Source organism: Pyrodictium delaneyi, assembly GCF_001412615.1.
GTDB classification, from domain to species: Archaea; Thermoproteota; Thermoprotei_A; order Sulfolobales; family Pyrodictiaceae; genus Pyrodictium; species Pyrodictium delaneyi.
In genome coordinates this window covers 465,731-491,488 of the sequence record NZ_CP013011.1, presented here as the reverse complement: position 1 = coordinate 491,488, position 25,758 = coordinate 465,731, and the positions used below count along the sequence as shown (strand labels likewise).

32 protein-coding genes and 1 tRNA gene are annotated in these 25,758 nt (G+C 51.4%); 26 read left to right on the top strand and 7 right to left on the bottom strand.

The genetic code is table 11. The features are described 5' to 3' along the window. Window positions 1–14: 14 nt before the first annotated feature. From ccsA (Pyrde_RS02500) to Pyrde_RS02455, 10 genes are all read left to right on the top strand, one after another. On the top strand, window positions 15–3,017 hold the full coding sequence (ccsA, locus tag Pyrde_RS02500; protein WP_197272718.1) for a cytochrome c biogenesis protein CcsA: 3,003 nt from the start codon (window positions 15–17) through the stop codon (window positions 3,015–3,017). Between the two features lie 72 nt (window positions 3,018–3,089). Then, complete coding sequence (gene ccsA / locus Pyrde_RS02495) at window positions 3,090–4,121, top strand: cytochrome c biogenesis protein CcsA (protein WP_055407911.1); 1,032 nt, start codon at window positions 3,090–3,092, stop codon at window positions 4,119–4,121. A gap of 54 nt (window positions 4,122–4,175) precedes the next feature. After that, the gene (locus tag Pyrde_RS02490; RefSeq protein WP_143522219.1) at window positions 4,176–4,718 is read left to right on the top strand and encodes a hypothetical protein; all 543 of its coding nucleotides are present in this window, start codon (window positions 4,176–4,178) and stop codon (window positions 4,716–4,718) included. 260 nt (window positions 4,719–4,978) lie between these two features. Beyond that, window positions 4,979–5,659: a hypothetical protein gene (locus tag Pyrde_RS02485; RefSeq protein ID WP_055410650.1), complete on the top strand. Its 681-nt coding sequence runs from the start codon at window positions 4,979–4,981 to the stop codon at window positions 5,657–5,659. A 16-nt stretch (window positions 5,660–5,675) separates the two neighbouring features. Further along, on the top strand, window positions 5,676–6,707 hold the full coding sequence (locus Pyrde_RS02480; RefSeq protein ID WP_055407908.1) for a 4Fe-4S dicluster domain-containing protein: 1,032 nt from the start codon (window positions 5,676–5,678) through the stop codon (window positions 6,705–6,707). A 23-nt stretch (window positions 6,708–6,730) separates the two neighbouring features. Further along, window positions 6,731–7,987 (top strand): NrfD/PsrC family molybdoenzyme membrane anchor subunit, encoded by a 1,257-nt coding sequence (gene nrfD, locus Pyrde_RS02475; protein ID WP_055410648.1) that lies wholly within the window; start codon window positions 6,731–6,733, stop codon window positions 7,985–7,987. Between the two features lie 138 nt (window positions 7,988–8,125). After that, the gene (locus Pyrde_RS02470) at window positions 8,126–8,758 is read left to right on the top strand and encodes a hypothetical protein (RefSeq protein WP_143522218.1); all 633 of its coding nucleotides are present in this window, start codon (window positions 8,126–8,128) and stop codon (window positions 8,756–8,758) included. 166 nt (window positions 8,759–8,924) lie between these two features. After that, on the top strand, window positions 8,925–9,575 hold the full coding sequence (locus Pyrde_RS02465) for an ABC transporter ATP-binding protein (protein WP_197272717.1): 651 nt from the start codon (window positions 8,925–8,927) through the stop codon (window positions 9,573–9,575). A 252-nt stretch (window positions 9,576–9,827) separates the two neighbouring features. Then, window positions 9,828–11,180 (top strand): TrpB-like pyridoxal phosphate-dependent enzyme, encoded by a 1,353-nt coding sequence (locus Pyrde_RS02460; RefSeq protein WP_055407902.1) that lies wholly within the window; start codon window positions 9,828–9,830, stop codon window positions 11,178–11,180. A gap of 193 nt (window positions 11,181–11,373) precedes the next feature. After that, a complete protein-coding gene (locus Pyrde_RS02455) occupies window positions 11,374–12,492 on the top strand; it encodes an NOG1 family protein (RefSeq protein ID WP_231656775.1) in 1,119 nt (372 codons plus the stop codon). Window positions 12,493–12,499: 7 nt separating this feature from the next. Here the strand turns inward: Pyrde_RS02455 and rtcA are convergent, their stop codons facing one another. Both rtcA and Pyrde_RS02445 read right to left on the bottom strand, forming a co-directional pair. After that, window positions 12,500–13,579, bottom strand: a complete 1,080-nt coding sequence (gene rtcA, locus Pyrde_RS02450) for an RNA 3'-terminal phosphate cyclase (protein ID WP_055407899.1) — start codon at window positions 13,577–13,579, stop codon at window positions 12,500–12,502. 6 nt (window positions 13,580–13,585) lie between these two features. Beyond that, a complete protein-coding gene (locus Pyrde_RS02445; RefSeq protein ID WP_055407897.1) occupies window positions 13,586–14,104 on the bottom strand; it encodes a nicotinamide-nucleotide adenylyltransferase in 519 nt (172 codons plus the stop codon). Between the two features lie 85 nt (window positions 14,105–14,189). Between Pyrde_RS02445 and Pyrde_RS02440 the strand changes: the two genes are divergently transcribed. The 3 genes from Pyrde_RS02440 to Pyrde_RS02430 are packed head-to-tail and all read left to right on the top strand — an operon-like array spanning window position 14,190 to window position 16,569. Then, window positions 14,190–15,227: an RsmB/NOP family class I SAM-dependent RNA methyltransferase gene (locus tag Pyrde_RS02440; protein ID WP_055407895.1), complete on the top strand. Its 1,038-nt coding sequence runs from the start codon at window positions 14,190–14,192 to the stop codon at window positions 15,225–15,227. Then, window positions 15,203–15,757, top strand: coding sequence for a PUA domain-containing protein (locus tag Pyrde_RS02435; protein WP_055407893.1), 555 nt, complete (start codon window positions 15,203–15,205; stop codon window positions 15,755–15,757). The genes Pyrde_RS02440 and Pyrde_RS02435 overlap by 25 nt, the downstream gene beginning before the upstream one ends. An 8-nt stretch (window positions 15,758–15,765) precedes the next feature. Next, complete coding sequence (locus tag Pyrde_RS02430; protein ID WP_088172089.1) at window positions 15,766–16,569, top strand: FKBP-type peptidyl-prolyl cis-trans isomerase; 804 nt, start codon at window positions 15,766–15,768, stop codon at window positions 16,567–16,569. A 98-nt stretch (window positions 16,570–16,667) separates the two neighbouring features. Here Pyrde_RS02430 and Pyrde_RS02425 read toward each other — a convergent pair whose 3' ends face one another. From Pyrde_RS02425 to Pyrde_RS02405, 5 genes are all read right to left on the bottom strand, one after another. Continuing rightward, the gene (locus Pyrde_RS02425) at window positions 16,668–17,135 is read right to left on the bottom strand and encodes a peroxiredoxin (protein WP_055407888.1); all 468 of its coding nucleotides are present in this window, start codon (window positions 17,133–17,135) and stop codon (window positions 16,668–16,670) included. 412 nt (window positions 17,136–17,547) lie between these two features. Next, window positions 17,548–17,850 (bottom strand): ferritin family protein, encoded by a 303-nt coding sequence (locus Pyrde_RS02420; protein ID WP_055410646.1) that lies wholly within the window; start codon window positions 17,848–17,850, stop codon window positions 17,548–17,550. Between the two features lie 374 nt (window positions 17,851–18,224). Continuing rightward, window positions 18,225–18,302, bottom strand: a tRNA-Glu gene (locus tag Pyrde_RS02415). Between the two features lie 11 nt (window positions 18,303–18,313). Next, a complete protein-coding gene (locus tag Pyrde_RS02410) occupies window positions 18,314–18,721 on the bottom strand; it encodes a hypothetical protein (protein WP_055407886.1) in 408 nt (135 codons plus the stop codon). A 55-nt stretch (window positions 18,722–18,776) separates the two neighbouring features. Continuing rightward, window positions 18,777–19,487 carry a 16S rRNA methyltransferase gene (locus Pyrde_RS02405; RefSeq protein WP_055407884.1) on the bottom strand — a complete coding sequence of 237 codons (711 nt, stop codon included), beginning with the start codon at window positions 19,485–19,487 and terminating at the stop codon, window positions 18,777–18,779. 34 nt (window positions 19,488–19,521) lie between these two features. On the opposite strand from Pyrde_RS02405, the gene Pyrde_RS02400 reads away from it, so the two are divergent. The 13 genes from Pyrde_RS02400 to Pyrde_RS02340 all read left to right on the top strand — a co-directional run bounded on the left by Pyrde_RS02400 (window position 19,522) and on the right by Pyrde_RS02340 (window position 25,733). Then, entirely contained in the window at window positions 19,522–19,944 is a 423-nt protein-coding gene (locus tag Pyrde_RS02400) for a ribonuclease P protein component 4 (RefSeq protein ID WP_231656774.1), read from the top strand. Next, window positions 19,868–20,230 (top strand): YhbY family RNA-binding protein, encoded by a 363-nt coding sequence (locus Pyrde_RS02395; protein WP_055407882.1) that lies wholly within the window; start codon window positions 19,868–19,870, stop codon window positions 20,228–20,230. The genes Pyrde_RS02400 and Pyrde_RS02395 overlap by 77 nt, the downstream gene beginning before the upstream one ends. Beyond that, window positions 20,215–20,676, top strand: a complete 462-nt coding sequence (locus tag Pyrde_RS02390; protein WP_055407880.1) for a 30S ribosomal protein S19e — start codon at window positions 20,215–20,217, stop codon at window positions 20,674–20,676. The genes Pyrde_RS02395 and Pyrde_RS02390 overlap by 16 nt, the downstream gene beginning before the upstream one ends. Window positions 20,677–20,846: 170 nt before the next feature. Next, entirely contained in the window at window positions 20,847–21,197 is a 351-nt protein-coding gene (locus tag Pyrde_RS02385) for a DNA-binding protein (protein ID WP_372435196.1), read from the top strand. 36 nt (window positions 21,198–21,233) lie between these two features. Then, a complete protein-coding gene (locus tag Pyrde_RS02380) occupies window positions 21,234–21,389 on the top strand; it encodes a 50S ribosomal protein L39e (protein ID WP_055407876.1) in 156 nt (51 codons plus the stop codon). Between the two features lie 39 nt (window positions 21,390–21,428). Next, window positions 21,429–21,737 carry a 50S ribosomal protein L31e gene (locus Pyrde_RS02375; protein WP_055407874.1) on the top strand — a complete coding sequence of 103 codons (309 nt, stop codon included), beginning with the start codon at window positions 21,429–21,431 and terminating at the stop codon, window positions 21,735–21,737. A 183-nt stretch (window positions 21,738–21,920) separates the two neighbouring features. Then, window positions 21,921–22,598 (top strand): translation initiation factor IF-6, encoded by a 678-nt coding sequence (locus Pyrde_RS02370; RefSeq protein ID WP_055407872.1) that lies wholly within the window; start codon window positions 21,921–21,923, stop codon window positions 22,596–22,598. Window positions 22,599–22,626: 28 nt separating this feature from the next. Then, on the top strand, window positions 22,627–22,890 hold the full coding sequence (gene rpl18a / locus Pyrde_RS02365) for a 50S ribosomal protein L18Ae (RefSeq protein ID WP_055407870.1): 264 nt from the start codon (window positions 22,627–22,629) through the stop codon (window positions 22,888–22,890). Further along, window positions 22,887–23,333, top strand: a complete 447-nt coding sequence (gene pfdA, locus Pyrde_RS02360; RefSeq protein ID WP_055407868.1) for a prefoldin subunit alpha — start codon at window positions 22,887–22,889, stop codon at window positions 23,331–23,333. The genes rpl18a and pfdA overlap by 4 nt, the downstream gene beginning before the upstream one ends. Before the next feature lie 168 nt (window positions 23,334–23,501). Further along, entirely contained in the window at window positions 23,502–24,443 is a 942-nt protein-coding gene (ftsY, locus tag Pyrde_RS02355) for a signal recognition particle-docking protein FtsY (RefSeq protein WP_055410644.1), read from the top strand. 67 nt (window positions 24,444–24,510) lie between these two features. Then, the gene (locus Pyrde_RS02350) at window positions 24,511–24,711 is read left to right on the top strand and encodes a protein translocase SEC61 complex subunit gamma (protein WP_055407867.1); all 201 of its coding nucleotides are present in this window, start codon (window positions 24,511–24,513) and stop codon (window positions 24,709–24,711) included. Between the two features lie 15 nt (window positions 24,712–24,726). Further along, window positions 24,727–25,221 (top strand): transcription elongation factor Spt5, encoded by a 495-nt coding sequence (locus tag Pyrde_RS02345; RefSeq protein WP_055407865.1) that lies wholly within the window; start codon window positions 24,727–24,729, stop codon window positions 25,219–25,221. A 2-nt stretch (window positions 25,222–25,223) separates the two neighbouring features. Beyond that, the gene (locus tag Pyrde_RS02340) at window positions 25,224–25,733 is read left to right on the top strand and encodes a 50S ribosomal protein L11 (RefSeq protein WP_055407863.1); all 510 of its coding nucleotides are present in this window, start codon (window positions 25,224–25,226) and stop codon (window positions 25,731–25,733) included. Window positions 25,734–25,758: the final 25 nt, after the last annotated feature.

Here is a 25,758-nt window from a genome sequence, read left to right as displayed (position 1 = left end):
GAGGATTGATGGTCTTGGCTCTGCCCATACATTACACAGGCATAGCTCCACTCGTGGCGGGTCTACTAGTAGCAGCTAGTGTTGCATCAGCAGTAGCGGGGAGAAGTAGAGAGCGCCTACTACGCTATGGACTCGCTGTGGCTGTAGCGGGCTGGTTTGTATATGTGATCCCCTTTGTGACTCTGGATTATAGTCTCCGTGAGGCTTTCTGGAATACAAGTCCCGGGCTCCCACTCTCGATGCGAATAGCATCAGCGTGGGCCGGGGGTGGCGGTAGTCTATACCTCTTCGCTGTGATAGCATCGGCAGCAGGTCTCTATCTACTCCGGATTCACCGGAGTCGCCTATTCCAAGCAATACTAGGCTCCTTGGTCCTAGCAGCTCTAGCTGGAGCCTTTCTAAATGGAGCATTCGCTCTGCTACCAGAACGCCCGGCTAGCGGTGCTGGGCTTAACCCGCTGCTTAAGAGTCCGTGGCTCTACCCGCACCCCCTCAGTACCTTCGGCGGCTACGCGCTACTCGCGGTAGCGGCTGCAGCTATGCTTACTGGCGAGAAGCGCCGGAGTCTCGTCGTCTACGAGCTTGGCTGGGCTCTCCTAACCCTCGGCATCATGATTGGCGGCTACTGGAGCTACGAGACCTTCGGCTGGGGAGGCTACTGGGCATGGGACCCCGTAGAGACAAGCGAACTAATGGTATGGCTAGTAGCTACTACATTGCCGCATTTTATGGTTGTTGTTCCCAGTTTTGTTAGATATAACGCTGCATGGCTGCTTAGTTCAGTGTTTATAGCCATGTATGTTACTAGGACAGGGCTTAGTCCACTACATAGTTTCGCAGCTCCTGGTATTGGTGCTCTGCTTCTCCTTAGTGCTGGTGTGACACCGCTAGTCTATGGTGTGTATGTGCTAGCCCGTAATGGTGAGAAAATAGTTTCTGAGACTGCTAGGACGCTGCGGGAGCGGAATTTATACAAAATGGGCTTGTTTATTGCGGGGATGGCGCTCCTGTTATCGGCTATATTCGTATATGGTACTCTCTTTCTGCCTTCGATACTCAGCGCTGTTGGCGTTGAGGCTAGTGTTCCTCAGATGCAGAGTGGTGTACGCTACTTCCACCCCGTACTCTACCCGCTACTAGTAGCGATGCTAGCAGCAATCCCGCTAGCATTCACAGGAGACAAACTAGGATGGAAAGGATACACAGCACTACTCCTAACAACAACAATAGTGTCCACAGTGTTCGCTTTAGCAGCTTATAAAGGCGTTTACATCCTGGCTCCTCTTAGTCCACCCGAGACCAACGCGCTGATGGCCTTTGGTGTACCGTGGGCGGTCATAGCAGCTGCATCCACACTGGTCTACATAGCGTATAGGTTGTGGCGTAGTCGTTCAGTACTCATCGTAGCCGATAGACTTACTGCTGTATCGCTACTGCATCTAGGTTTAGCCGTAACTGTGCTGGGTGTAATTCTCAGCGGCACTTATGCGTTTAACGATAAGTACACCTGGTATTATGAGCTTAAGCCCGGCGACTCCATAAGTTTACCTAGTGGTGCGAAATTAACATTTGAAGATTTCAGTTACGGTATAAGTAACTCCACTGTGGATATATACACTAACTATGTCGGTAGGAGTAGCACATATGTCCTAGCATGGAATGTGCTCAACTTCCTTAAAAACGACTTAGCTGAGTTTATAAAGCTCTACAACCAAGGCAAAGAATTGTTCAATAGTAATAAGACTGTAGAGTGGTTATTCAAGGTGGCCAAAAATAGTCCAATAGATCTGAACACAACTGTAATAGCGACCGGCAATGCTACAGTAACTCTATATGATCTTGAAAACAACGGCACCATGATACTGGCCAGAAATCAGCAAGTAAAAATAATACTAGATAAAGCGCTGCTCAGACTAGACTTAAACATGGATCCCAATACAGGCGTCATAAGTGTGGACTTACTTGTAGGGGCAGCAAACCTGACGGTAGAACTGCCGGCTGTTATTCCGATCGAACAAGACAAGATAGGATTCCACAAATACATAGAGATGCGGTTCACTACACCCCTAAGACTAAGGCTAGGAGACGTAGAAGTGATAGCAGAACGTATAGGCCTCCTACCGGAGGCGTTACTCCTAGCAGGTAAAGGCGCTCCTTTCATAGTAAACAATAGCACCATTACTGGTAGCAACGCGGCTCTCTATGTATACGGATACATAAAGTCCCCAGAAGCTGGCAAAGTAAAGGTGCCATCACAGCTTTCACCAGCAGTAGCAGCTTACCTAATAGCATCGCTAAACCCTACAACCCAGAAGATGTTCCAGAGCATAGAGCAGTCATCTCTATATCAACTGCTCGTAAACTCAACAGCAATAGACAGGCTAGTAGAATCCCCGACGTGCCTCAAAAGCCAGCATGGCTGTTTCGGCTATGTCGACGCACCGCGACTGGTACCGGAGACAGCGTGGCTCGAAGTAAGATTAAAGATAGAACACGGAGACTGGTCCAAGACCGTTAACGTTAGGATACGCTTCGAAGCTTATGGTGAGATACAAGGTATACATGGTCTCGTATCGAAAGTTATACCTATAGGGCTTGGACTGGATGATGTCTACGTCGTAGTTAGCCCTCCAGTAGTAGAAGGTTATATAGGTGGCAGGGTCGCCTATCATGAACTACTAGTCTATTACCTTCATGAAGCCTTTAAGCATTTGCCTCCAGAGAAGCGGCTTGCACTAGCAGCACTAATGGCTGCAGGGTATAATGTTGACGTGCTCAATGATGGTAGCTTATCAGTTGATGAACGGCAACAAGTAGAGGCCACTCTTGTAGACCTCTACCTTCTAGCCGAGAACTTCGGTCAGACAAACTCGACCATAGTAAAGGAGGGCTTGCATGTACAGGTTAAGATAATTCCGGGAATACGCCTAGTATGGATAGGTCCAATAATTATGGCCCTTGGTGCCGTATATATTGCCGTAGTCAGAATAATAGCAGTAAAACGGCATAGTCGTTAGCTTCTGTGAAGCTATCGGGCTAGATTATTAATACCTTTTAATTTTTCTATCAACATATGGTGAAGTTAGTCAATGGTAAAGCGTGGTCTGGAGAAAACGATTGTTCCCCTACTTCTAGTGTTATCGGCTATTGACGCGCTTCTAGTGGTCTATGCTGCTTTCAGAGCGCCATATCCGCTACGCGTCAACCTTGGCTCACCGACGGCATATCTCAACATATATATACATATACCAATGGCATGGGGAAGCTACCTTCTATACACGCTAGCATTTATCACAGCAATTGCGTATCTTGTCCGGGGCAGCGAGAAACTTGATGCGTATATACAGGCGTTCATAGCTACAGCTACCGCTTACGCTATATTTACACTCGTTAGTGGTATGGCATGGGCTAGCGAGTCCTGGGGTTCAGCATGGTCCTGGGATCCCCGAGAGACCGGGGTACTTCTTCTGCTCTTAGCATATCTCTTGTATTTTGTGCTGCGTTCAAGCATTCCTGACCCAGATCGTGCAAGTAGGTTAAGTGCAGCCTATGCAGTAGCGGCGTACTCTATGGTTCCGGTAAGCTTCCTTGCACCGCGGTTAGTAGCTTCGAGCCTTCACCCAACAATGGAGCAGTTTGGTAACTTTATGGCCCAGCCAGAGGTCATAAGGATATTTGTTACACGTATAGTAATGGCATCATTGATAGCTATTCTGCTGGCGTATATAATGGCAAAACGCTACGAGAATGCTAAGCCCCTTCATGTTGGAATATTACGCTATGCTGGAATAGTCTTTGTTATAGCTGGTATAGTCGTGGGACTGATTATGGTATATCCGTACCTTAGTGGCGGAGTCGAACGTGTAGTAGATGCGAAGCTAGCTAACGGCGAAGTTGTCGCGTTAATGCTATCTAAGAGTGGTTATGTAGAGCTAAGTAAGCCGCTCACTGTACCGATAGTTGAGGGTGAGCCTGCAATAATAGGACACCTCGTGAAGATAAGAGACTCTAGTGTTGAAATAGTTATACACTGGAGTGTAGCCCTCAATGTAGCGGCATATTTAATGTTGCTTGGAGTCCTAATGCTATATGCATCTCGCAGCCGTGGTAGAGGTGTGTGAGTTAAGCATAATATAATGCAGTAGTAAGTTAACTACTAACAATGGGGGTCTATAATGGCTAAAACTGGCAAATCATTAATGTTTGCGGGTATACTGTTCGCAGCACTATTGGCAATAGGGTTTATGAGTATAAAGTCGTCCGACTATAAGGATGTGTCTAGTCTAAAGAGCCTAGACTACGAAGCATATGTGACTGTTCGTGGTACGCCGGTAAATCTCGCTGGCAGTAGCTACCTGCTCCGGATAGGAGATACGGTATATTCAATGAAAGGTTTCGGCTCCTATGGGGTGGCGGAACGTGTAGATGGGCCTCCTTTTGGTAACGATGATAGCTATGCTGTATTCATATTAGAAGGGAAAGATGGATTTCGCGTAGTAGCACTCTATAGTGCTAATGAGTTCAAGAACCTTTATGGTGGTAGCCCGAGTGTCTCTAGTAGGGTCGTAGTAGAGGGACGTTATGAACCATCAGTGCATGTGGTTATAATGAATACAGCTACAGGTAAAGTGGAGGAGTACCCGCTGTTGATGGTGAATAAGATACTCGAAGGTTGTCATGAGAGTTACCAGGCGCCAGCTGGCAGGCTTGAAAGTTAAGTGTCTGGCCTCATTCTCGCGGAAGACTTTCGTATAAGCTCCGCAAATATTTACGTAATATACATAACTATTTTGTGCAATTAGGTGAATGGACTAGGGTTTGTCATGAATTGTAGACTTGGTCAGTGCTGGTCAAAGGGGAACTTTTCGGGCTAACGTTTAATTCTAAAGTAAGTACTAGCAGTACCTCAATCATGGTAAATAGTGTAGTGTTAGCGAAACATAGAATAATGACTACAACGGTTTTGGAGGTGCCTAGCATGCGTTGGAATCCGCGCATAGTATTGACTGCAGTAGCCCTAGCCCTTGCTATAATAGTTCCAGTACTTTCAGCTGTCACAGCGCATGCCCAGGACCCCGCCCAGTTCTATCCGTGTACAACCTGTCATCAAACGATGCAGCTAACTGGCGATAGGAAGACAGTACCTTTTCACGGTATCGACCTCACAAAGGGTGCTCACAGAGGCCTTTTCTGCTCAAACTGTCATATAGCACCGACAATGATAGATCTAGTGAATGGTGCTCAAGTCTACATACCTGGCTTACACAGTACACAAGAACTCAAGGAGACCAATAAGGTATGTGCTGTATGCCATCCACGCGAGGTCACCGACTATAACTACCTAGTACATGGCAACAAGACCTATGTTTGCCCCAACGGCAACGTGACAAAGGTTATAGGCTATAAGGGCGTCGGATACGACTTTCACCTCTGCACCGAGTATAAGAACCTCAAGACAATACCGGCTAAGGCATGTGTCGAATGTCATAACCCTCATGAACCGACTATGCCACCTGCGAGCATACTGCCGCCCCCATCTAATAGGCCTGCACCACCTGACGAGACCAGCGTGGCCTACGGTACCATAGCAGCAGTTATTGGCGGGTTAATCCTAGCTATAGGTGCTCTTGTTCTCCCTCTAGGGTATTCACGTGAGTAACAGGGGGTGAAGTGGAGTGGAGGGCCGCATAAACCAGTCTAGGAGGGACTTCCTCAAGGTTGCTGCTGTAGCGGCTGGCGTCTCTGCAGTATCATTTGTTGCTGTTAGCCGGGATGAGCTGAAGAAACTGCTAGTGCCAGTACGAGTAGAGGATCTCATAGCGGAGGCTGCTGAAGCAGGTAGCCCCCTTGAAAGAAGAGCCCAGGAAAGAGAAGCCAAGCTTAAGCAGTGGTGTCAAGCAGAGGCTGAAAAGATCTGTAGCAGTATGGGTGAGGACTCCGAGGCTTGTAAAGAGGCACGCAAGCGCTGTGCCATGATAAAGGTGAAGGCTACTGGTCCTCGCGAAGGCGTGCGTTTCGCGATGGCGCTTGATGTGAACAAGTGTATTGGCTGTCGCCGTTGCGCCTATGCATGCGTCATGGAGAACAATCAGGCAAGGAACCTGGGTATAGAGTGGATAAAGGTACTAGAAATACCCAGAGAGGAAATGGAGATAGTTTACGCTAACATGCACTACACTGATGCGCCAAAGCCGAACATGGTGTATGTACCAGTAGCATGTATGCACTGCGAAGATCCGCCATGTACTATGGTGTGTCCGGTTAAGGCTACATGGAAGGAGCCTGATGGCATAGTAGTAGTGGACTATGACCGTTGTATTGGTTGTCGTTACTGTATAACTGCTTGCCCCTACGGGGCACGGCGCTTCAACTGGGCTAAGCCATACGTACCTGTAACTGAACTGAACCCCAACATGCACATACTAGGCAATGTGCCGAGGCAAATACACGTTGTTGAGAAGTGCACCTGGTGTATACAGCGCACCCGCGACGGTGGCGTGCCGGCTTGTGTCGAGGTATGTCCTGTCGGTGCAAGAGTATTTGGTGACCTTCACGATCCCAGTAGCCCAATACGCCGCGTCATAGAGGAATACGGTGCTTTCGTATTGAAGCCGGAAGCCGGTACAAGACCCAGGTTCTTCTACTTCTTCGGGCCTAAGCGTACACCTCCACGTGAGCCTGGAACTGAGAGAGAAACTGGACATTGACAGGTAAGCCGGGGGTGACTCAGATGACTGCGGATGGGAGCTTCCTAGATACAATAAAATTCATCGTCAGAGAAGCACTACTAAACGGCGGCCGCCGCTACTACTTAGCATTAATAGGCTTGCTAATAGTGGCGCTCTATGGTATGTATCTATGGATATTTGTCCAGCATGCGCCAATATTTCTCGGTAAGGAAGAAGGCGGTCTAATACTAACTGACTTAAGTGATAGTGTGCCATGGGGTATTTACATAGCGTTCTTCGTATTCTGGGTTGGAGTAGCGGCTGCCGGTATAGTGTTTGGTATAGCGGCTTATGTGTTCGGCGACAAGGAATTCAAAAAAGTGGCAGTGCTTGGTGAAGTGCAAGCAGTAGCAGCAATCATAACAGTGCTGCTGCTCATAACTGTCGACATTGGCCGTCCATTCCGTGCTATGATATTGATGCCACAGCTGCCAAACCTACGCTCAATGCTTGACTGGGACTTCATTGTACTAACGGGTTACCTAACGCTAAACTTGATAGGTATGCTAGTAACCGTCCACTATTACAGACAGGACAAGCCATTGCCTAAGAAATTCATAGTACCTTTCATAACGATTGCAGCGCCCTTTGCCATAGGTATACATACTGTGACAGCATTCATATCCCAGGCGCTGACAGCGAGGCCTATATGGAACAGCCCGTTGCTTGCTCCCCGCTACGTTGCCACCGCGTTTGCAAGCGGTCCTGCAATACTGCTGCTGGCACTGTACCTAGCAGAGCGCTATATGAAGGGCTTCAAAGTGGACTTTAGCGTATACAAGAAGACCTTGTATGTGATCGTGGGCTCTCTGGTCGTAGGCTTATACTTCACACTCAGCGAAGTCCATGAGATATTCTGGTATACCACTGAGCCCATGAAGAAAGCGCAAGCCCAGGTGCTATTCCTGGGATACCACTTACCATATCTGGCGAAGATGATGTGGCTTTGGATAGGCCTAGGTATAGCAGCAGTGATATTGGGCATACTGCCGCGTGTACACAACTCAAAGAAAGGCATAATCCTGGTATCAGTTATCACAATAGTGGCAGTGGTTGCAGAGAAAACAATGACGATAATCATACCAGCGTTTGTGCCGGGTACACTCGGTGAAGTACACCCATACTATCCAACGGCGCTGGAGATAGGCATAACTGCTGGTGTACATGCGATCGGCATACTGATATACTTATTGCTAGCAAGACCTGCCCTTAAGGCTGTAATGACACATTACTTTAAGGGTAGCGGTGCACATCATTGAAGACAACGCTCACTATTTTTTAGATCATGTGATTCTTAGAACTAGAACATGTACGTATGTATATAGTCACCGGTGCTAGGCGCTCTAAATACTCTAAATACTCAAGTTAATACAGGCACGCATGAATGGGGGATGTCCATGAAGATGCGTGTATCGCTGGCAATAGTGATGTTCGCAATACTAGCAACTGTAGGTCTAGTGTCAGTAGCAGCCGCACTAACCACAGATGAGGCTAAGCAACTGTTTCAGTCTAAGGGCTGTACTGGCTGTCATAATGGGGCAATGGCGCCGGATTTCGAGGGTACTGTGGCGGTGATTAAGGAGTGGGCGTCAAAGTATGCGAGCCTTGACGAGGCTGTGGCAGCAGAGGCGCCTAACTTCAAGATGTTCAACAACGCTAAGACGTGGGACGAACTTATGAATGCCATGCCCGGGATAACACCTGAACTCAAGGACTACTTTGCCAAGGTGTTTGAGGAGGCTAAGAGTGGTGGAGCCGCCCCGGCACAGGAAGAGAAGCCAACCGAGGCGTCAACTACAGAGGCAGAGACACCTACCACTACGACCACTAAGCCAGTTCCTGTCCAGACGCAGCAACCGGTGAAGCCGAAGCCAACTGTAACCTACCAGAAGTTGCCGCAAGTGCCGGTGCCGAACCCCTCTGAGGAAGCTGAGCCGCTTGTACAGACAGGTCTACCAGTAGGTCTGGCACTATACCTAGCAGCAGTAGGCGTCCTAGTAATCGCTATGGCTGTTGCTAGCCGCCGTTAGCCCTCTAGGTCTAGTCTACGCTTTTTGTCGCTGCATCCTTTCTCTTCTCCTCGATGCTTGTGATTTGAGAGACGAGCCCTATGCCCCAGCTGTTTTAGGGAAGAGTCTCCTACGCAGTACACTGTGGAAAGATACCGTGGCTGCTTGCTCAGTGGTGGTGGATACCGTGGCTGCCTGTCTGCTTGAGGCCCGTGGTGTATGGAAACGGTACGACTGGAACCGTGGATGGGTATTATGTGATGTCGGTCTCTGCGTGGAGCCAGGAAGGGGTGTGCTGGTTACCGGGCCTAACGGCTCGGGCAAGACTACACTTCTGCGTATACTAGTCGGACTAGCCCGACCCAGCCGTGGAGAAGTACTCATCGCGGGACAGTCGCCCTACACCCCCGGAGCGCGCCGGGTGCTGGGAGTAGTCCTTCATCATAGTCTACTCTATGACGAGCTTACCGTCCGGGAGAACCTTGAGTACTATGCCCGCCTCTATGGTATAGAATACCGTCCCGAGGAGGACGAGGTTGTGGAAATTCTAGGGCTTGGACGTTACCTGGACACCCGTGCAGGGGAACTGAGTTTCGGCTGGAAGAAGCGGGCTAACATAGCGCGTGCACTCCTCCACCGTCCCAGGGTACTAGCTATAGATGAACCGTTTACTGGACTCGACGATGACGCGGTTGAAGCGCTTCGTGGCTTATTAGAGGAGTTGTTGCACCGTGGTATGGCGGTTGTAGCGACGTCTCCGCAAAAGAGTGCCGAAGAACTCCTCGAGGGCTTTAACGCCTATAGAATAGAGTCAGGGAAGCTTGTCAGAATAAGGTAGCTGTGGGTTTGTGCTTTTGTTTACGCTTTATCCTCCTAGTGACTGACGTGAGGCATAGTCCTCTGCGTTCTGTACTCCCTGGATGGTATCTGCATCTTTGTTGAAGTAGCTCTTGGTCCTCGGCTTAGCCGTCTGCATCATTGTAGGTGTGTTGAGCTGTTTAATGGCTGGGGAGAGTATGTGGCTATAATGAAACGTTTAAATACAGGTTTTCTAGTGGCTTTATAGTTCACTTTTGGTGACGATGCGGTAATGGTGATTCAAGGCCTAAGGGCTCCACAGACAGAGGATATTCTCCCCGATAAGTGGTACAACATTCTACCAGACCTCCCTGAGCCACTCCCGCCGCCGAGAAATCCGGACGGTAGCATAGTTTCTCCGAAGGAGCTTGAAGCCATATTCCCGCGTAGCCTGGTCGAGCAGGAGATCTCAACAGAACGATGGATCGAGATCCCCGAGGAGCTCCGTACAATATACCTAGAGCTTGGCCGGCCTACCCCGCTCCTTAGGGCTCGTAGGCTCGAGGAAGCGCTAGGCACGCCTGCCAAGATATACTTCAAGTATGAAGGCGTACTCCCTACGGGCAGCCACAAGATAAACACTGCACTGGCGCAGGCGTATTACAACAAGCTCGAAGGCACAAAGAGGCTGACGACCGAGACAGGTGCTGGCCAGTGGGGCTCTGCACTAGCCCTGGCGGGTGCGATGTTCGGGCTAAAGGTTAGAGTCTACATGGTCAGAGTGAGCTATGAGCAAAAGCCATACCGCCGAATAGTAATGCAGACCTATGGGGCAGAAGTGGTGCCGAGTCCTAGCCCCTACACTGAAGCGGGGAGGAGGATACTCGAACAGGACCCGGACAACCCTGGCAGCCTCGGTATAGCGATAAGCGAGGCTATAGAGGATGCTCTAAAGAACCCGGACACCAAATACAGCCTAGGCAGTGTGTTGAACCACGTGCTGCTGCACCAGACGATAATCGGCTTGGAGGCCAAGCGGCAGCTCGAAGCGCTCGGTGAGTATCCCGACGTGGTTATAGGCGCTGTTGGTGGTGGCAGTAACTACGCAGGCCTAGCCTATCCATTCATATACGACCGGCTACGCGGTAAGAGCGAGACGCGGTTCATAGCAGTAGAGCCCCGCGCAGCGCCCAGCATGACGCGGGGCGAGTACCGCTACGACTTCGGCGATACGGCGGGGATGACGCCTCTACTCAAGATGCATACGATAGGTCACAGATTCGTACCGCCACCGATACACGCTGGTGGTCTCCGCTACCACGGCGTCGCTCCAACACTAAGCATCCTAGTGAATAATGGCATCGTGGAGCCGGTAGCCTACCGGCAGACCGAGATATTCGAGGCAGCAACATTCTTTGCTCGTACAGAGGGCATTATACCGGCGCCGGAAAGCGCCCATGCAGTGAAGGCTGCGATAGATGCTGCCCTGGAGGCAAAGAAGCGCAACGAGAAAATCACGATACTGTTCAACCTCAGTGGTCATGGCCTGCTGGATCTCAAGGGCTATCAGGACTACCTAGAAGGCAAGCTACGTGACGCTGAACCCGAGAAGATAGACTTAAGTTACCTACCCAAGCTAGAGTGACCCCAATCCTTCGTTAACAAACCGTACCAGTTCATGAACGTTTTTAGAGTCGACTTAGTGCTTGTGTCCTCCTATCTTGTGATAGTGGTTATTGTTGCGTCGACTTGTACGTCTACTTCATGGTCTTTGGTGCTGGCTGTAGGAGGCGCTCTTGATAAGGGGGAGTAGGAGTTGCTTGAAGTATGGGGATGGTATGACAGCGCAACATGAGGAACTGCCATGGCTTAAGCGGCACAAAGAGATGCTAAAGCTCGCTGAGACGGTTAAGAAACTCAGGGAGACACATGTATACAGCTCTGAGGAGATAATCCGTGTTGTAGGAGAGCGCTATCGACGAGTCAAGCCGCGCCGTCGAGGCCTACCTGGTAGAATCGAGTTCGAGCTGAAGAGGCTAGAAGTGGTGTTCAACGTCTCCTACTCTAGACTCTTGCGTGTAGCTCGATTACCTTCGACCCGTGAGATGAGCGAGTTCCACCGCGCGCTCGTACTCGGATTCGTGGGAGACGAGTACGACGAGGCACTCCGTGCTGTACGTAGATCCCTCCGCCTGATAAGGGAGTTCTGGAACCAGTACCGGCTCTTAATAGTGTCAGCAGCTGATGCACGTGAAGCGGCTAGGCTGCGCAAGGAAGGTAGTGGATGTATATTGTCCGTGGTGCGGCGGCTCCGCAAACGACTCGAACTCCTCGATCGCGTCCGGAGAGAGCTGCTACAGACGCATATAGTGTCCGAGGGGCTCCCGATAGTAGTTGTAGCAGGTATACCTAGTACGGGCAAGTCCACGCTCGTGCGGAGGGTGTCTACAGCCGAGCCGGAGGTGGCGTCGTACCCGTTCACCACCAAGACCGTTATAGTTGGTAAGGCGAAGGTTAGAGACATAGCATTCTACATGGTGGATACGCCTGGTATACTTGAGAGGCCTATAGAGCAGCATAACGAGATAGAACGTAAAGCGTTTGCAGCTCTCCAGTCGCTCCCAGATATTGTTGTGTTCCTCGTGGATCCCTCGCCCGAGATGGTGCAGGATATTGAGCACCAAATGCGGCTACTCCAAGACATATACTCGGAAATAATAGCGCAGCGTGGAGCAGGCCTCCTAGTAGCGGTAAACAAGGTAGACATAGCTCCGGAGGAGTCAATCTGGCGAGCAATTGACGCTGTAAACTCTATCCTCCAGAATGCCGGTAGAGAGAACCTATGCGCGGAGAAGCCGCTGTTAATATCTGCACTAAAAGGCGATGGCGTGGACAAGCTGCTCGGCGCGGTCTACGAGTGTCTACGGAGAAAGACACCTTGGATATTCGCGAGCTGAGCCCTCTCTACGCCTGGTAGCATACCCCCTCAACTCTTAGGGTGAAGGGCTTCCCTATTTCGCCGCCCTCGATGAACTCTAGCCGAGCCTCGGGCAGGATCCTCTTGACGAGTTCTACGTTTGTCCATGCATGCATGGTCAGCTTTGCTCCGCCCAATATCGACTCGCCGCAGGCAAGTGCAGCATACGGTATCAGCATGTCGGAGGCGTGTCGGTCCAGCGCTTTCCCGGCGGACAAATCCTCGAGGAGCTTCTCTGCGGCCTCGCGCCCAACCTTCTCTGCAGGCTTGCCCTTCGCTCCTATCGAGTCACCGCCTAGAATACTGTTCCCGGTGTGAGCCCATACAACTATGCCGCTGCCGGGGCCTAGGTGGGGATCCCGGCCAGGCTCGTACCATTCCAGCTCTATGTCGACCGGTAGCCCCGGGTACCTGGCGGTGATGAGCTCCTGGGCGGCTCTTGCCTGCCTCTCAGCTACGTGGCGTGGAAGCCGGACTGCATGGCTAAGCCCCTCGAACGCCTTGATGTCGCCGGCATTGCTGAGCCTTACAGCTTCGAGGCGCTTCGGGGGCTGGGGCACCTCTACGATCACTATCCCGCCGCCGCGGGGGTAGTGGCCACGCCTCCTCAGCGTGACGCGGAACACGTAGCCCATACGCTCGAGGAGCCTAGAGAGTACGAAGCGTACATAGTCTATGGGCGGGCTCCAAGGTACGTCTGTTCCACCCCTTACCTCGAGTTCGACCCTTCCGGGTGCGTAGACTAGGATGGGTAGCACTGCCTGCAGTACTAGGGTTATGCTGCCAGCAGTGCCTATGTCGAAGCGGAAGCGGCCACTCTGCAGCCTACCCGGCCAGAACGTTATCTCGGTAGAGCCGAGCCTGAGGCCTTCGACCCGCGCGCCAGCTATCTCTGCTACGGCCTTCACTGAGGTGAGGTGCTGGCGCTGGAGCCCTGGCCTCGGCCTCTTAGCGCGGATATTCACTATCCTTACAGGGCGGCCGAGTAGGGCTGAGAGGGCTAGCGTGGTTCGTAGTATCTGGCCGCCGCCTTCGCCGAAGCTTCCGTCTATGACTAGTGGCTCCAAGGCTCTCTAGTCCCTCCCGGAGATGGTGACGAGTCGTTCAACGCCTTTAATCTCTTCAATGAATCGAGCGACGCTTGGTGGTACCAGCCTCTTCCAGGACTCGTCGCCGCGAAGCATGAGGCTGCGTATCCGGGTTGCACTGTACTCGCCCCGGCTGAAGGCCGGTGGACTCTCCACCCGGTAGCCGTACTCGGTGAAGAGTCTTGTCACGAGCGGGTTCCGGGAGAAGACTACGTGGAAGCGTGGGAGCAGCATCTCGAGATACCGGGGCCATACATGGTTCATGGCGATATCGGGCACCGGTACTATCATGACCCGTGAGGTGTCTACGGCTGCGTCGCGGAGGCCAAGCAGGAGCATCTCTATCCGCTCGCCTGCTGTGAAAGGGTTTTTCAGCGTGTGGCTCTCCTGGGCAGAGCCTACAACTATTATCAGCTCGTCGACGCGGTCTAGGCACCACTTTATAACCTCTATATGGCCCCAGTGTGGTGGCTGGAAACGCCCCACGAAAACACCGCGGCTCATGCTAACCCTCTACCCCCAGGTTTAGCAGCTCTCCTCGGGGCACAATAGCGGGTGTCGTGTCTAACCTTCCTAGGCTTCTGGGGGTGTGCCTCAGCTGTCTGGGAGGAAAACAGTCTATCGCAGTGCGGTAGAGACGCTGAGGGAACGGCTCGCTAGCCTAGAGCAGGACGAGGAACTAGCAGCTAGAGCAGAGCAGCTAGCCTCGAAATACGTCTTCATACATGTACACCAGGCTCTACGCTATCTCGCGCTCCTGGGCAGTGAGGCTGAGAAACTCCTAGAGACAAACGAGGACTCCATAATGAAGACTATACGCGTCAACACATTGCTCACTAGTGTCGAGGAGCTAGCAGAACGGCTAGAGGAGAAGGGCGTCAAGACCCGGAGCCACCCCTACATATGGTACGGGCTAGTAGTCGAGGAGACCCCCTATCCCATAGGAGCTCTACACGAGTACATGCAGGGGCTCTACACAGTCCAGGGCCCAGCCTCGATGATGGTCGTGCCCGCTCTCGCACCCGAAGGCGCAAAGAGGATAGCCGATATGTGTGCGGGGGCTGGCGTGAAGACTAGCCAGATAGCGCAACACAACACGGCAACAACGATAATAGCTACTGATATCAACCGTAGGAAGCTGCTAGCGCTCAAGAACAATATGAGCCGCCTCGCAGTATTCAACGTGACAGCGCTACACATGGATGCACGGTGGCTCCCCAAGCTAGGTACCTTCGACGCAATACTGCTAGACGCGCCGTGCAGCGGAGAAGGCCTTCTACCCTTCAAGCGTGGACGCTGGCCCCGCAGCTTCAACGACATACTCTCCAGGGTAGAGCTGCAACTGGAACTGCTCGATGCCGCACTAGACGCACTAGCCCCCGGCGGGGCAATGGTCTACGCTACTTGTAGTATATCTGTCGAGGAGAACGAGTATGTAGTATCGACGCTCCTCGAGAACCGGGGCGACTTCGAGGTGGAGGAGCCAGGCTACACAGCTGGAAGCCCGGGAATAACGAAATACCTGGACTTAGACCTTGACCCCTCTGTTGCCAAGTGTAGGCGCTTCTTCCCCCACCGTAACGCTACGGAGGGCTTTACGATATGCAGGCTAGTGAAGACTGGTTAATCGGCTGTAGCAGCGCCGAGGAAGAGGTAGCTAGACTGCTAAGCTGCCTTGGGATAAACCAGAGACTAGAAGATCTCGGGCTCCAATTGCTCTGCCGTACCAGCCCTGAAGGCGTATTAGACGTGTACGCGGCCACAGAGGCCACTGTCCGGACGGTGCTAGGCCTCCCCAAGGGGCTACGCTCCTCCGCGACCAGTATAGGTGTCCATATAGCACGGCTGCGGAGAGGCAGGCTCACACCCCTCCTAGGATTATGCTCGCTCCTGACCAGGTACCGGCTACGCCCCCGCCAGGGCTACGTCGTGGTAAAGGCTAGAGGCGAGAAGCTCTTCCTCTACGGCCGCGATGTGCTTTCAGAGTCTATAGCCACGTATCGGCCAATGCCAAGGGGGCGCTGTAGGCACTACCCTGTACTAGTAGTCAACGAGCTGATGGAGCCGCTTGGATGGGGTAGACCCAGACGCGGCCGCGACAGTATTTATATCGAGAACATTCTCGATGCTGGCTGGTACCTTAGAAGCGGGGTGTGAAGGCAGCAATGCCGCTAGAAGAGGGTGCATTCGCGCTAGTCGAGTACACTCTCCGAGTAAAAGACACCGGAGAGGTTGTTGACACTACTAGCGAAGAGGAGGCCCGTAAGGCTGGGATATACGATCCCAAGGATAGGTACGGCCCCCGTCTAGTGATAATCGGCGAGGGACGCCTGCTACCAGGCCTAGAGAAGGCAATCATAGAGATGAACGAGGGCGAGGAAAAGGAGGTAGAAATACCCCCAGAGGACGCGTTCGGTAAGCGTGACCCCCAGAAGATAAAGATAATACCAAAGAACCAGTTCATAAAGAGCGGTGTGGTGCCGGAGCCTGGCAAGATAGTGGAGATAAACAACCAGCTAGCAGTAATAAGAAGCGTCACGGGAGGCCGCGTAGTAGTAGACTTTAACCATCCCCTGGCAGGCAAGACAATGGTAGCGAAAGTAAAGCTTGTGAAGATCCTACAGACCCCTGAGGAAAAGATAATGCACCTAATACTAAGGCGTACACCAGCCTCGATAACCCCTGAAGATGTGAAGGTGCAATACGATAGCGCGACTGGGACTGTCCGAGTTGAGTTCAGCGAGAAGGTGTTCGGTATACAAGACTTCCAGGTGGTGAAACGTATAGTCATACTAGAGGCGTACCGATACATGAAGGACGAGATTAAAGCCATAGAGTTCATAGAGAGAATGAAGTTCCCAGAGCCTGAGGAGAAGAAGGGAGAACAAGAAGAGAAAGAGCAGACCACTCAGGAGCAGGAAAGCGGGGCCACAGAGAAGGAGACGGCAGAGACGGCTCAGGGACAGTAAAGAACCTAGTATCTAGGCATCTTTAGGCTTCCAGACCTAGAGGAGACATCTAGGCGTCGAAGCCCCCGGCTACTGTTTTAGGCTCCACATCCGAGGCGCTACTGTCTAGCAGAGAGCCCCCTTACAGCCTCGAGTGCCAAGTCTGCGTGTTTCTCTGCAGGCCTAACCTTTGCTATAACCTTGGCTATTCTACCATGCTGGTCTATTATGAAGGTGACACGCTCGGCGCCGACTCTTTTGGATCCCTGCTTTAGGACACCATAGAGGCGAGCTATCTCCCCATCCGGGTCGCTTAGGAGCGTAAAGCGGAGTCCAAGCTTCTCGGCAAATCGGCGGTTTCTTTCTGGAGGATCAGTGGATATGCCGAGCACTATAGCATTGTGCTTAGTGAACTCCTCGAGTAACTCGTTGAAGCGTTGAGCCTCTCTTGTGCAGCCACTTGTCATGGCGCGTGGATAAAAATACAATACAACTATTTGGCCTCTCAGCTCGTCGAGACGAAGTTTCGAGCCCAGATGCGTAACGGCTTCAAAGACGGGCGCCTTAGCACCAGGTTCAGGGGTCATAGGTTACCACCCATTTGGCATAGGTAACCCTGTCTTTAACACGGGTATAAAAGCTGGAGGGTAGCTGGTAGCAGCCACCGGCTCGCCTTGATGGAGAACATCGGGCCTCAGCTGGCTCCAGGCGGCGTCACATGGAGTAACATACAACGCACAGAAGAAGAGGACAGACCCGTAGCATGTATCATGGGGGTATAGAAGACTATAGGTATAGGGTAGCTTGAGAAGTAAGCATTCCATATGTCTCGGTGGCCAGTAGGCGTCGTACCTAGACGTAGAACACACATGAGCTGATGTCGGGGCAGGGCATCGACGGAGAATACACATAAATAAAAAGATGAGCATGGCCTAGCTCCTAGACATATCTTAGATAGAAGGCTAAAACCTCGACAGCCGCAGGATAACGACCTGAACTCTAGCTTTCGCTAGTCGCCTCGCCTAGAAGCTCCGATACTTCCCGGAAACCTCTCTCAAGTTCCCTTGCCTGCTCAGGGTCAAGGCGCTTCAGCAGAGCAAGAAATTCTCCCACGTGGGTCTTCTCCTCTCTAGCAACATCTTCAAACACCTTTCTCACAGCCTCGTCATTAACTCGCCTAGCGACCTGGAGGTAGAAGCTTATTGCGTCAAGCTCTGCGATTATGGCTAAACGGATCGCGTCAACAATGTCGCTACTGTTAAGCTTGTCCTTAGTTATGTCGAGAGGATGCCTCATAAACATGTTATATAGCACCTCATTGGTGTGGAGCTCTAGCAAGAGCATAGTGTTATACGAGTGCTTACAACCGTAACATGTAGTAGCTTGTATCCTACTTAGACCCTTTGCTGGGTAGATACAAAGGTAATAGATGATGGTTGAAACGGCGAGAGCGAGGGTAGCTATGCCCCTGTCTTGCTATAACACATGTGTTGGGTCATACCTAACTGTTAGCGAGGTCCTACCTGCTTTTGTCTTTGCTGCAAATATTAGGCAACTCCTAGAGGCTGTACGCTGTTATGCTATGGCATCGTTAGCCTTGCCTAGACATTAGGCTCGAGACTTCAAGCTTGTCATTGTGTCAAGAGAAGTGGGAGAGAAGGCGTGTTTGGAGGAATTGGTGCCGCGGCCGGGATTTGAACCCGGGTCACGGGCTCGAGAGGCCCGCATACTTGGCCGGGCTATACTACCGCGGCACGCCGCGCAGCTATTGGTTGTCCGTGTTGGTGGGACTCGTAGCTGTCGAGGGGGTTATATCTCTTTCCTGCTGTTTGGCTTGTACATGCTTCTCGTATATATAGCTCGCAATAATGTATATAACTACTATTTGGGTGAAGTCTATCATCGCTGATGCGTGACCTGATGAGTCTATGAATACATCGAGGAGCGGTGCTATGAGTACGTGTAAGTTGTACGTAGACGCATAGGTCTTGACGTATATAAGGTGTAATATTGCGATGCTAGCCAATAGTAGCTTGCGTAGCCCCGGCAGCACATCTATACTAGAGAGTACAAGGACAGTGACTATTGCTAGTAGTGTAGCGCCTTGTATGAGTGATAGCATCGGGTTAGGCGGTAGCATGCCACTGTATGCTGATGCTATCACGGTTGCCACCGCTAGCGCAAACCCCAATCCAAGGTTCCTTGCTGTGCTGCAGACATATCTGGGTCTAAATTATGTTAAGCATGTCGGCTGCCACAGCTAGTAGATGAGAGACTACGGTCCATGTCTCTAGCGGCTCACCGCGATAGATGCTATAGACCCGTGTTGCTAGCCTCCTAGTCTCCTCGTTGAAATCACCGTGTGGGAACGCGCCTACTACTACAGCAGTAGCAGGGGCATGCTGGAGGGCTTCTCCAGCTATGTCTCTAAGCCTGCGGTGTTCGCCATCCTCGGCTAGCAAGATGACATGGGTAGCACCAATCTCTTGGAGAAGCCGCTCGAGCGTCATGGGCCGGATCCATAGCAGTGGTTTACCCTCCGGCGGTACCTGTCCTTCATCGAATAGCTGTTCTATCAAGCCGACGAACCGGTTGTAGTTACGCGGAAGCCTTGTAGAGGGATCAATGAATATGACGTAATCGTTAAGGGTGTGTACGTAGACTTCTAGAAGGCCTTCCCTGTTCAGCGGACTACCTAAGGCTTCTAGCAGCGCTATGTGGACTATATCTGGCCTTCCACGCTTCTCCGCGTTTGGAAGCCTCTTCATTGCTTGATGGTGTATACTACGGTCTAGAAGTATGGAGGCTGATGGTTTGCCCCTCCTGCGGGCATGTTTGTAGACTGCGGGGTGTCCCCAGATCTCGCGTGGCACAGTTTCGAGGGCTGCCTCTGCCAGTACAAGTTTTAGTCTATGCTTCGTGTCTTGTTTAGTGGCCAACGCTGCGCATCCCTCTCAAGGGGAGGCTGGCTCTGTGGTGCCCAGGAGGCTAAAGTCCTCTAAGGAAGTTGCCCGCGACGTAGCAATCCAGGCTATATATAGACTGTACAGCCTCGCGGTAGAGGCTGTTAGGAGGGGTAAGCTGGACTATGCTCGATACCTCATCCGCGAGGCTGATGAGATAAGGCGGCTCACCCGCCTCCGTAAGCCTGTGGTGCTCCGCCGGGGCGTGTGCAAGAACTGTGGAGCGCCGCTCGTCCTGGGTGTTACTGCTAGGGTTAGGCTTGTACGTGATGGTAGGGTTACGCGGCGTGTGGTAACATGCCTTATATGCGGGTACAGACACCGCTACATTGTCAGGGTTAGGAGGCCGGAGGATCATGAGGAACCTCTCGAGGCTGAAGGAGATAGTACAGCAGGGTCCAGCCGACGTGATTATAGGCAAGAACGGGCTTAGTGAGGGGGTGTTGAAGGAGATAGATCGTAGGCTCAAGGAGAAGGGCGTCGTGAAGGTTAAGGCGCTTCGTACGGCTGTCAAGGTTACTGGGCTTGATCGGAGAGAGCTTGCGCGCCGGGTTGCAGAGAAGCTCGGCGCACGCCTCCTTGATGTGAGAGGGCGCACTTTTGTGCTCTATAGGCCTCAGCCGCGACGTGAAAGACCCCAGCCTGCTGGAAGGAATAAAATACGGTCTGTGAGGGAGCGGAATGTAGCGGGGAGGAGCGCAAGATGGTCACGGCGTTAGAGGTCCCAGCCGACCTACTCATAGAGCGTGTGGCACAGAAGCTCAAGCAGATGCCACAGATAAGGCCGCCGGCTTGGGCCTACTACGTCAAGACTGGTGTACACAAGGAGAGACCCCCAGAGGACCCTGACTGGTGGTACTACCGGGCAGCATCGATACTGCGTAAGCTCTACAAGCGTGGAACACCTGTCGGCATTGAGCGGCTACGCACCGCCTATGGTGGCCGTGTGAACAGGGGTGTAGCTCCAGAGCACTTTAGGAAGGGCTCTGGCTCGATCGTGAGGAAGATACTCCAGCAGCTCGAGCGTGCAGGGCTAGTAGTGAAGGTCCGCGGTAAGGGGCGTACACTAAGCCCTAGGGGGCGCAGCCTACTAGACAACACGGCGTATGAGATAATGAAGGAGCTCGCAGAGAAGAACCCTGCACTGAAGAAGTACCTAGCTTAACCGTTTACCCCATAGCACTCCTAGCTGCCTGACAGTTTTCGTCTTCTTGGCTAGAGGCCTTGTGTTGCTCAGCAGAAACTCCAGCAACATGTTTCTCAGCAACGATGCTTGGCAGCCCTAAACGCTAAGTAGAGCCCCTCTATCCCCCTCTCCACGCGGGGGTGTAGGATATAGTGGCGGAGTTCTACGACGAGGAGCTTGAGGCTATTAAGCGTAGGAAGCTAGCCGAGCTTCAGCGCCGTCTACAGATGGAGGAGGAGATTCGCCGCCGTCAACAAGAGGAGGCTGCTAAAAGGGAGGCACTCCTGCGCGCCATACTAACTCCTAAGGCTAGGGAGCGCCTTGCCAACGTGAAACTTGTGAGGCCAGAACTAGCTAAGATAGTTGAGGATAACATTATAGCTCTCGTGCAGGCTGGACAGCTACAGCCACCTGTTGACGAGGATATCGTCAAGCGGCTTTTGGAAACCATATACGAGCGGACACATCGGGAGCCACGTATAAGGATTAAAAGAAAGTAGACCCCCGAGGCAGCTGCGTGGGGGTGCGCTACAGGCATGGCGCATTTTAAGCCGCTCGGAAAGAAGCTCCGGCTCGCTAAGGCACTCAAGCAGAACCGTGCAGTACCCATATGGGTTATTATAAAGACTAACAGGAGGTTCCGTGACCACCCTAAGCGTCGGCACTGGAGGAGAGTTAAGCTAAAGGCCTAAACCTCGTGAGGCTAGTAGTGAGTGTGAGGTGTATAAGTTATGCCTAAGGAGAAGAAGGAGGCCATATACACTATCCCCCTTGCTCGAGTATACTGGGGGCGCCGTAGCAATCGTGCAGCACGTGCTGTGAGGCTAGTAAGGAAGTTCGTAGCAAGGCATTTCGGCGTTGATGTCGCAGATGTAGTTATACACAATAGTGTCAATGAATATATATGGTCTAGGAGCATAGAGAAGCCGCCTCGCCGTATAACAGTCAAGGCTGTCAAAGACCAAGAAACCGGTAAGGTCAAGGTTCTGCTCGTGAGGCAGAAGAAGGCTGTGAGGTCTGCTCAGGATCAACAGAGTTAGAAATTGATATTTAGATTGCTATTTTCCGATACACCCTTACAAGGCGAAAAGTACTCGTATGTAATGAACTCGGTTCCAGGACCCAAGGTTCTCTAGTTTCAGCCCCTCATACGGGATCCTCTTTAAGGTAGACAGTTCTAATTACCTCTCCACGTCTAGCCGGTGATATACTGGGGACGCTGATTGATAGAGTACATGAATGTCCATGGGAACCCCAATATAGGTGTCTACATATTTGCTAACAACAGCATAGCATTGGTGCCTCCAACGATTACTGAGAAGGATAAAAAGAAGATAGCCGACATTCTTGATGTAGAAGTCATAGACGTCAAGATAGCAGATATGATAATCAATGGTGTAATGGTGGCTGGTAATGATAAGGGGTTGTTGTTGCCAAGAATAGTAAAGCCTGAGGAATATGATAGCCTACGGGAGTATATAGGTGATAAGATACGGCTAGAGATCCTTGAAATACGTCAAACTGCTCTCGGAAACTTGATAGCTGCCAACAATTATGGAGCATTCGTATCACCAACGATAGATAAGTCAGCTATCGAGAAAATTAAACAAGTCCTGGGCGTAGAGACTGTATATCAGCGTCATTTGGCGGATATTCCCACAGTAGGCTCTATGATTGTTGTAACTAACCGTGGTGGTGTTGTGCATCCGGGCGTAAGTGACGAGGAGATCAAGGTCCTGGGCAACGTGTTTCGTGTAGAGTTCGCCACAGCTACTGTAAACTTTGGCCTTTACTTTGTAAAGGCAGGGCTTGTCGCGAACGATAAAGGTGCACTGGTAGGCGATGAAACTACTGGTCCCGAGCTTATGAGGATTCAGCAAGCCTTAAGACTCGGGGGCTGAGCCGGAGGGTCTAGATGGGGGCTGCGGTATGGGCGACGTGAAGTTCTACCTTGTTGAGGGTAAGATGCTGATACGTCCACATAAGATGCCGGAGTGGTGGAAGTTTAGGAAATATGTAAGAGCGCTAAAGCCAGAGCACGCTGTAGAGAAGGTGTTGTCGGAGCTGGGTAGCAACCATAAAATAAAGAGGTATCATATCAAGATAGAGCGTGTCGTTGAAGTACCAGCCGAGGAGGTGCCTGACCGCAGCCTAGTAGCCCTAGCCAGCCTCACTAGGTGGATTAAACCTTGAGTACACAGCAGACTATAACCCTTGAAGAGGCTATTGAGCAGCTGACTCTTCTCGAAAACCAGATAAAACAACTCCAAACTGCCACAGCGGAACTCGAAAGTAGACTAATCCAGCTCTCAGCGGTTGAAGAGGCGCTTATGAATATACGTAATGGTGCAGAAGATGCGCTAGTACCGCTGGACTCTAGGGGCGGAGTATTAGTACGTGCATCCATAAAGCCTCTTGAAAAGATATTGGTACATGTCGGTCTAGACTTGTTCGTAGAGGTTCCTCACGAGAAGGCATTGAAATTCATACGTGAGGAAAGAGCATCTACGTCAAAGCTGTTAGATGCGTACCAAAGGGAACTTGCAAAGCTTACCCAGTATTATGCTGCTCTCCGCTCTGCTGTGGAACAGTCTCTCCAGGCTGGCATGGCGCAGACACGCCAACGGCAACAGTAGCTATAGTGGGGCTCTCCCTTTCTACCGGTTGCTTGCATTCATTAACTAATTTAAACATCTTGGGCTCACTAAGTTTCCTTGTATCCAGCCCTTGTTTATCGCTCAGCCGGCCCGGCTATAGAGACGCTTAGCTATATACAATGTTAGATAAACCGGAGGTTGTACCGTATGGTATTTAACAAGCTTAAAAAGGCGTTGAAAAAGTTTGTAGATAACGTCGCCGAGGTCGTCGCTACCAAGGAGATAAAAGAGGAGGAATTGGAACCAATACTAGAAGAGCTCGTAATCAGTCTAGCTGAGAGTGATGTGGCGTTTGAGGTTGCTGAAGAGATAGCTGCAAAGCTTCGGGAGAAGCTTGTAGGTAGTAAAGTGCCGAGATTCAGCGATCTACGTAGCCACGTAGTTAAGACTTTAGAAGAAGCTATTGTGGAAGTACTTAGCCGGGGTTATAAGCGGTTGGATCTTGTTGCAGAGGCGTCTAGGCGTTCACCTGAAAACCCGCTGAGAATAGTATTCTTCGGCGTCAACGGTGTAGGCAAGACTACTACCATAGCTAAGTTTGCTTATATGTTTCGTAGCCAGGGTGTAACGCCAGTAATTGCGGCTGCTGATACATTTCGTGCTGGCGCTCAAGAGCAATTACGTAAACATGCTGAGAAGCTCGGTGTACCGTTTATTGGCGGGCGATATGGTGCTGATCCTGCAGCAGTAGTCTATGATGCCATAGAGTATGCACGGGCTCGCGGCTACCGTGTTGTATTGATAGATACTGCTGGACGCTTGCACACAGATAGAGACCTTATGGAGGAGCTGCGTAAGATAACTAGAGTGGCTAAACCAGATTATCGTGCTCTAGTGGTTGACGCCCTTACGGGTAACGATGCTGTTGAGCAGGCTCGCTTCTTTGACGAGGCGGTGGGCATAGATTTCATAGTAATGACTAAGGTTGATGCAGATGTTAAGGGTGGTACAGCACTTAGTGTTGCTGCTGTGACCGGTAAACCCATTCTCTTCATGGGCGTGGGACAGAGCTATGAAGACTTGGAGCCTTTTGAACCGCGTCGCTACGCGGAAAAGATACTAGCAGAGCTAAAGCAGGGAGAGACCTGATAGCCCCGAGGTGTGGCAAAGCTTACATTTCTAGCTCTGTATAGCCCTGCTACGTGGGGCCAGCGCTATGGCTGTAAAGGAGAAGGAGAGCATTATAGACTATATGAAGGCTACTCTGCACGAGTGGAAGCTTATCCTCCAGCGTGTAGAGAAGCCAGACAAGATAGAATATATACAAGCAGCCAAAGTAATATGGCTGGCCATACTTCTCGTAGGCTCCGTAGCCTATGTCATACACTTTGTAGCTACATCGCTTCTAACTGGATAATAGTGGGGGAGTGAAATGGAGCAGCAAGAAGATAGCGCGGTGCAGCGTAAGCCGTCTGTACAGCCACGTCTTTACGCCGTTAGGACTGTTGCCGGTAGAGAATTGGACGTGGCGCTTATTATAGAGCAGCGTGTCCGTGACGAGAACATACCAATATATTCCATCATAGTGCCGTCGCAGATACGAGGTTACGTCATAGTTGAAACTCCTGCAGCATTCCACGCTGCTAACGCTATACAAGGTATAAGGTATGCTAAGGGTGTGGTACCTGGAGTATTGCGTTATGATGACGTAGAGAGGCTGCTAAAGCCGGAAGCAGTAGTCGAAACTCTCAAGCCTGGAGACGTTGTGGAGATAATCTCTGGGCCGTTCCGCGGCATGAAGGCGCAGGTTGTTCGAGTGTTGCCGGGTAAAAATGAGGTAGTTTTAAATGTGCTAGAGGTTGAGTACCCGCTTCAAATCACGGTACCAGGTGACTCGGTGAGGCCCGCTAGGGAGCGAGGGAGCTAGCAATGGGCATGATTAGGGTCATCAACGTCAAGGTTAAGGGGGGCGAGGCTTCCCCAGCCCCACCTCTAAGCGACTCCTTGAAGAAGGTTGGGCTAGATGTAGAGAAGGTTGTAGAGGAAATCAACAAGCTTACTGAGAGATATAAGGGATTCGAGGTACAAGTGAAGATAATAGTTGACGAGGATACTAAGGAGTACGAGATTGAGGTAAAGCCGCCAACAACTACGGAGCTACTGCTGAAAGCGGTGGGTGCTAAGGAGCCTTCCGGTGATCCGATGCATCAGAAAATAGGTGATTTACCATTTGAGAAGATAGTTGAGATAGCCATAATGAAGAAGCCTGCACTCACAGCCAAGACCCTCAAGGCGGCTGTCAAGACCATATTGGGATCTGCTAGGAGCATAGGTATAACTGTCGACGGCAAGGATCCTAAACAGGTCACGCGGGAAGTCGAGGAGGGCGTTTACGACGCTGTCCTCTCAAAGTATGAGGAGGAGTGGGAGAAGGCTTAGACCCCTCCCCTGCTAAGCCGGGCTG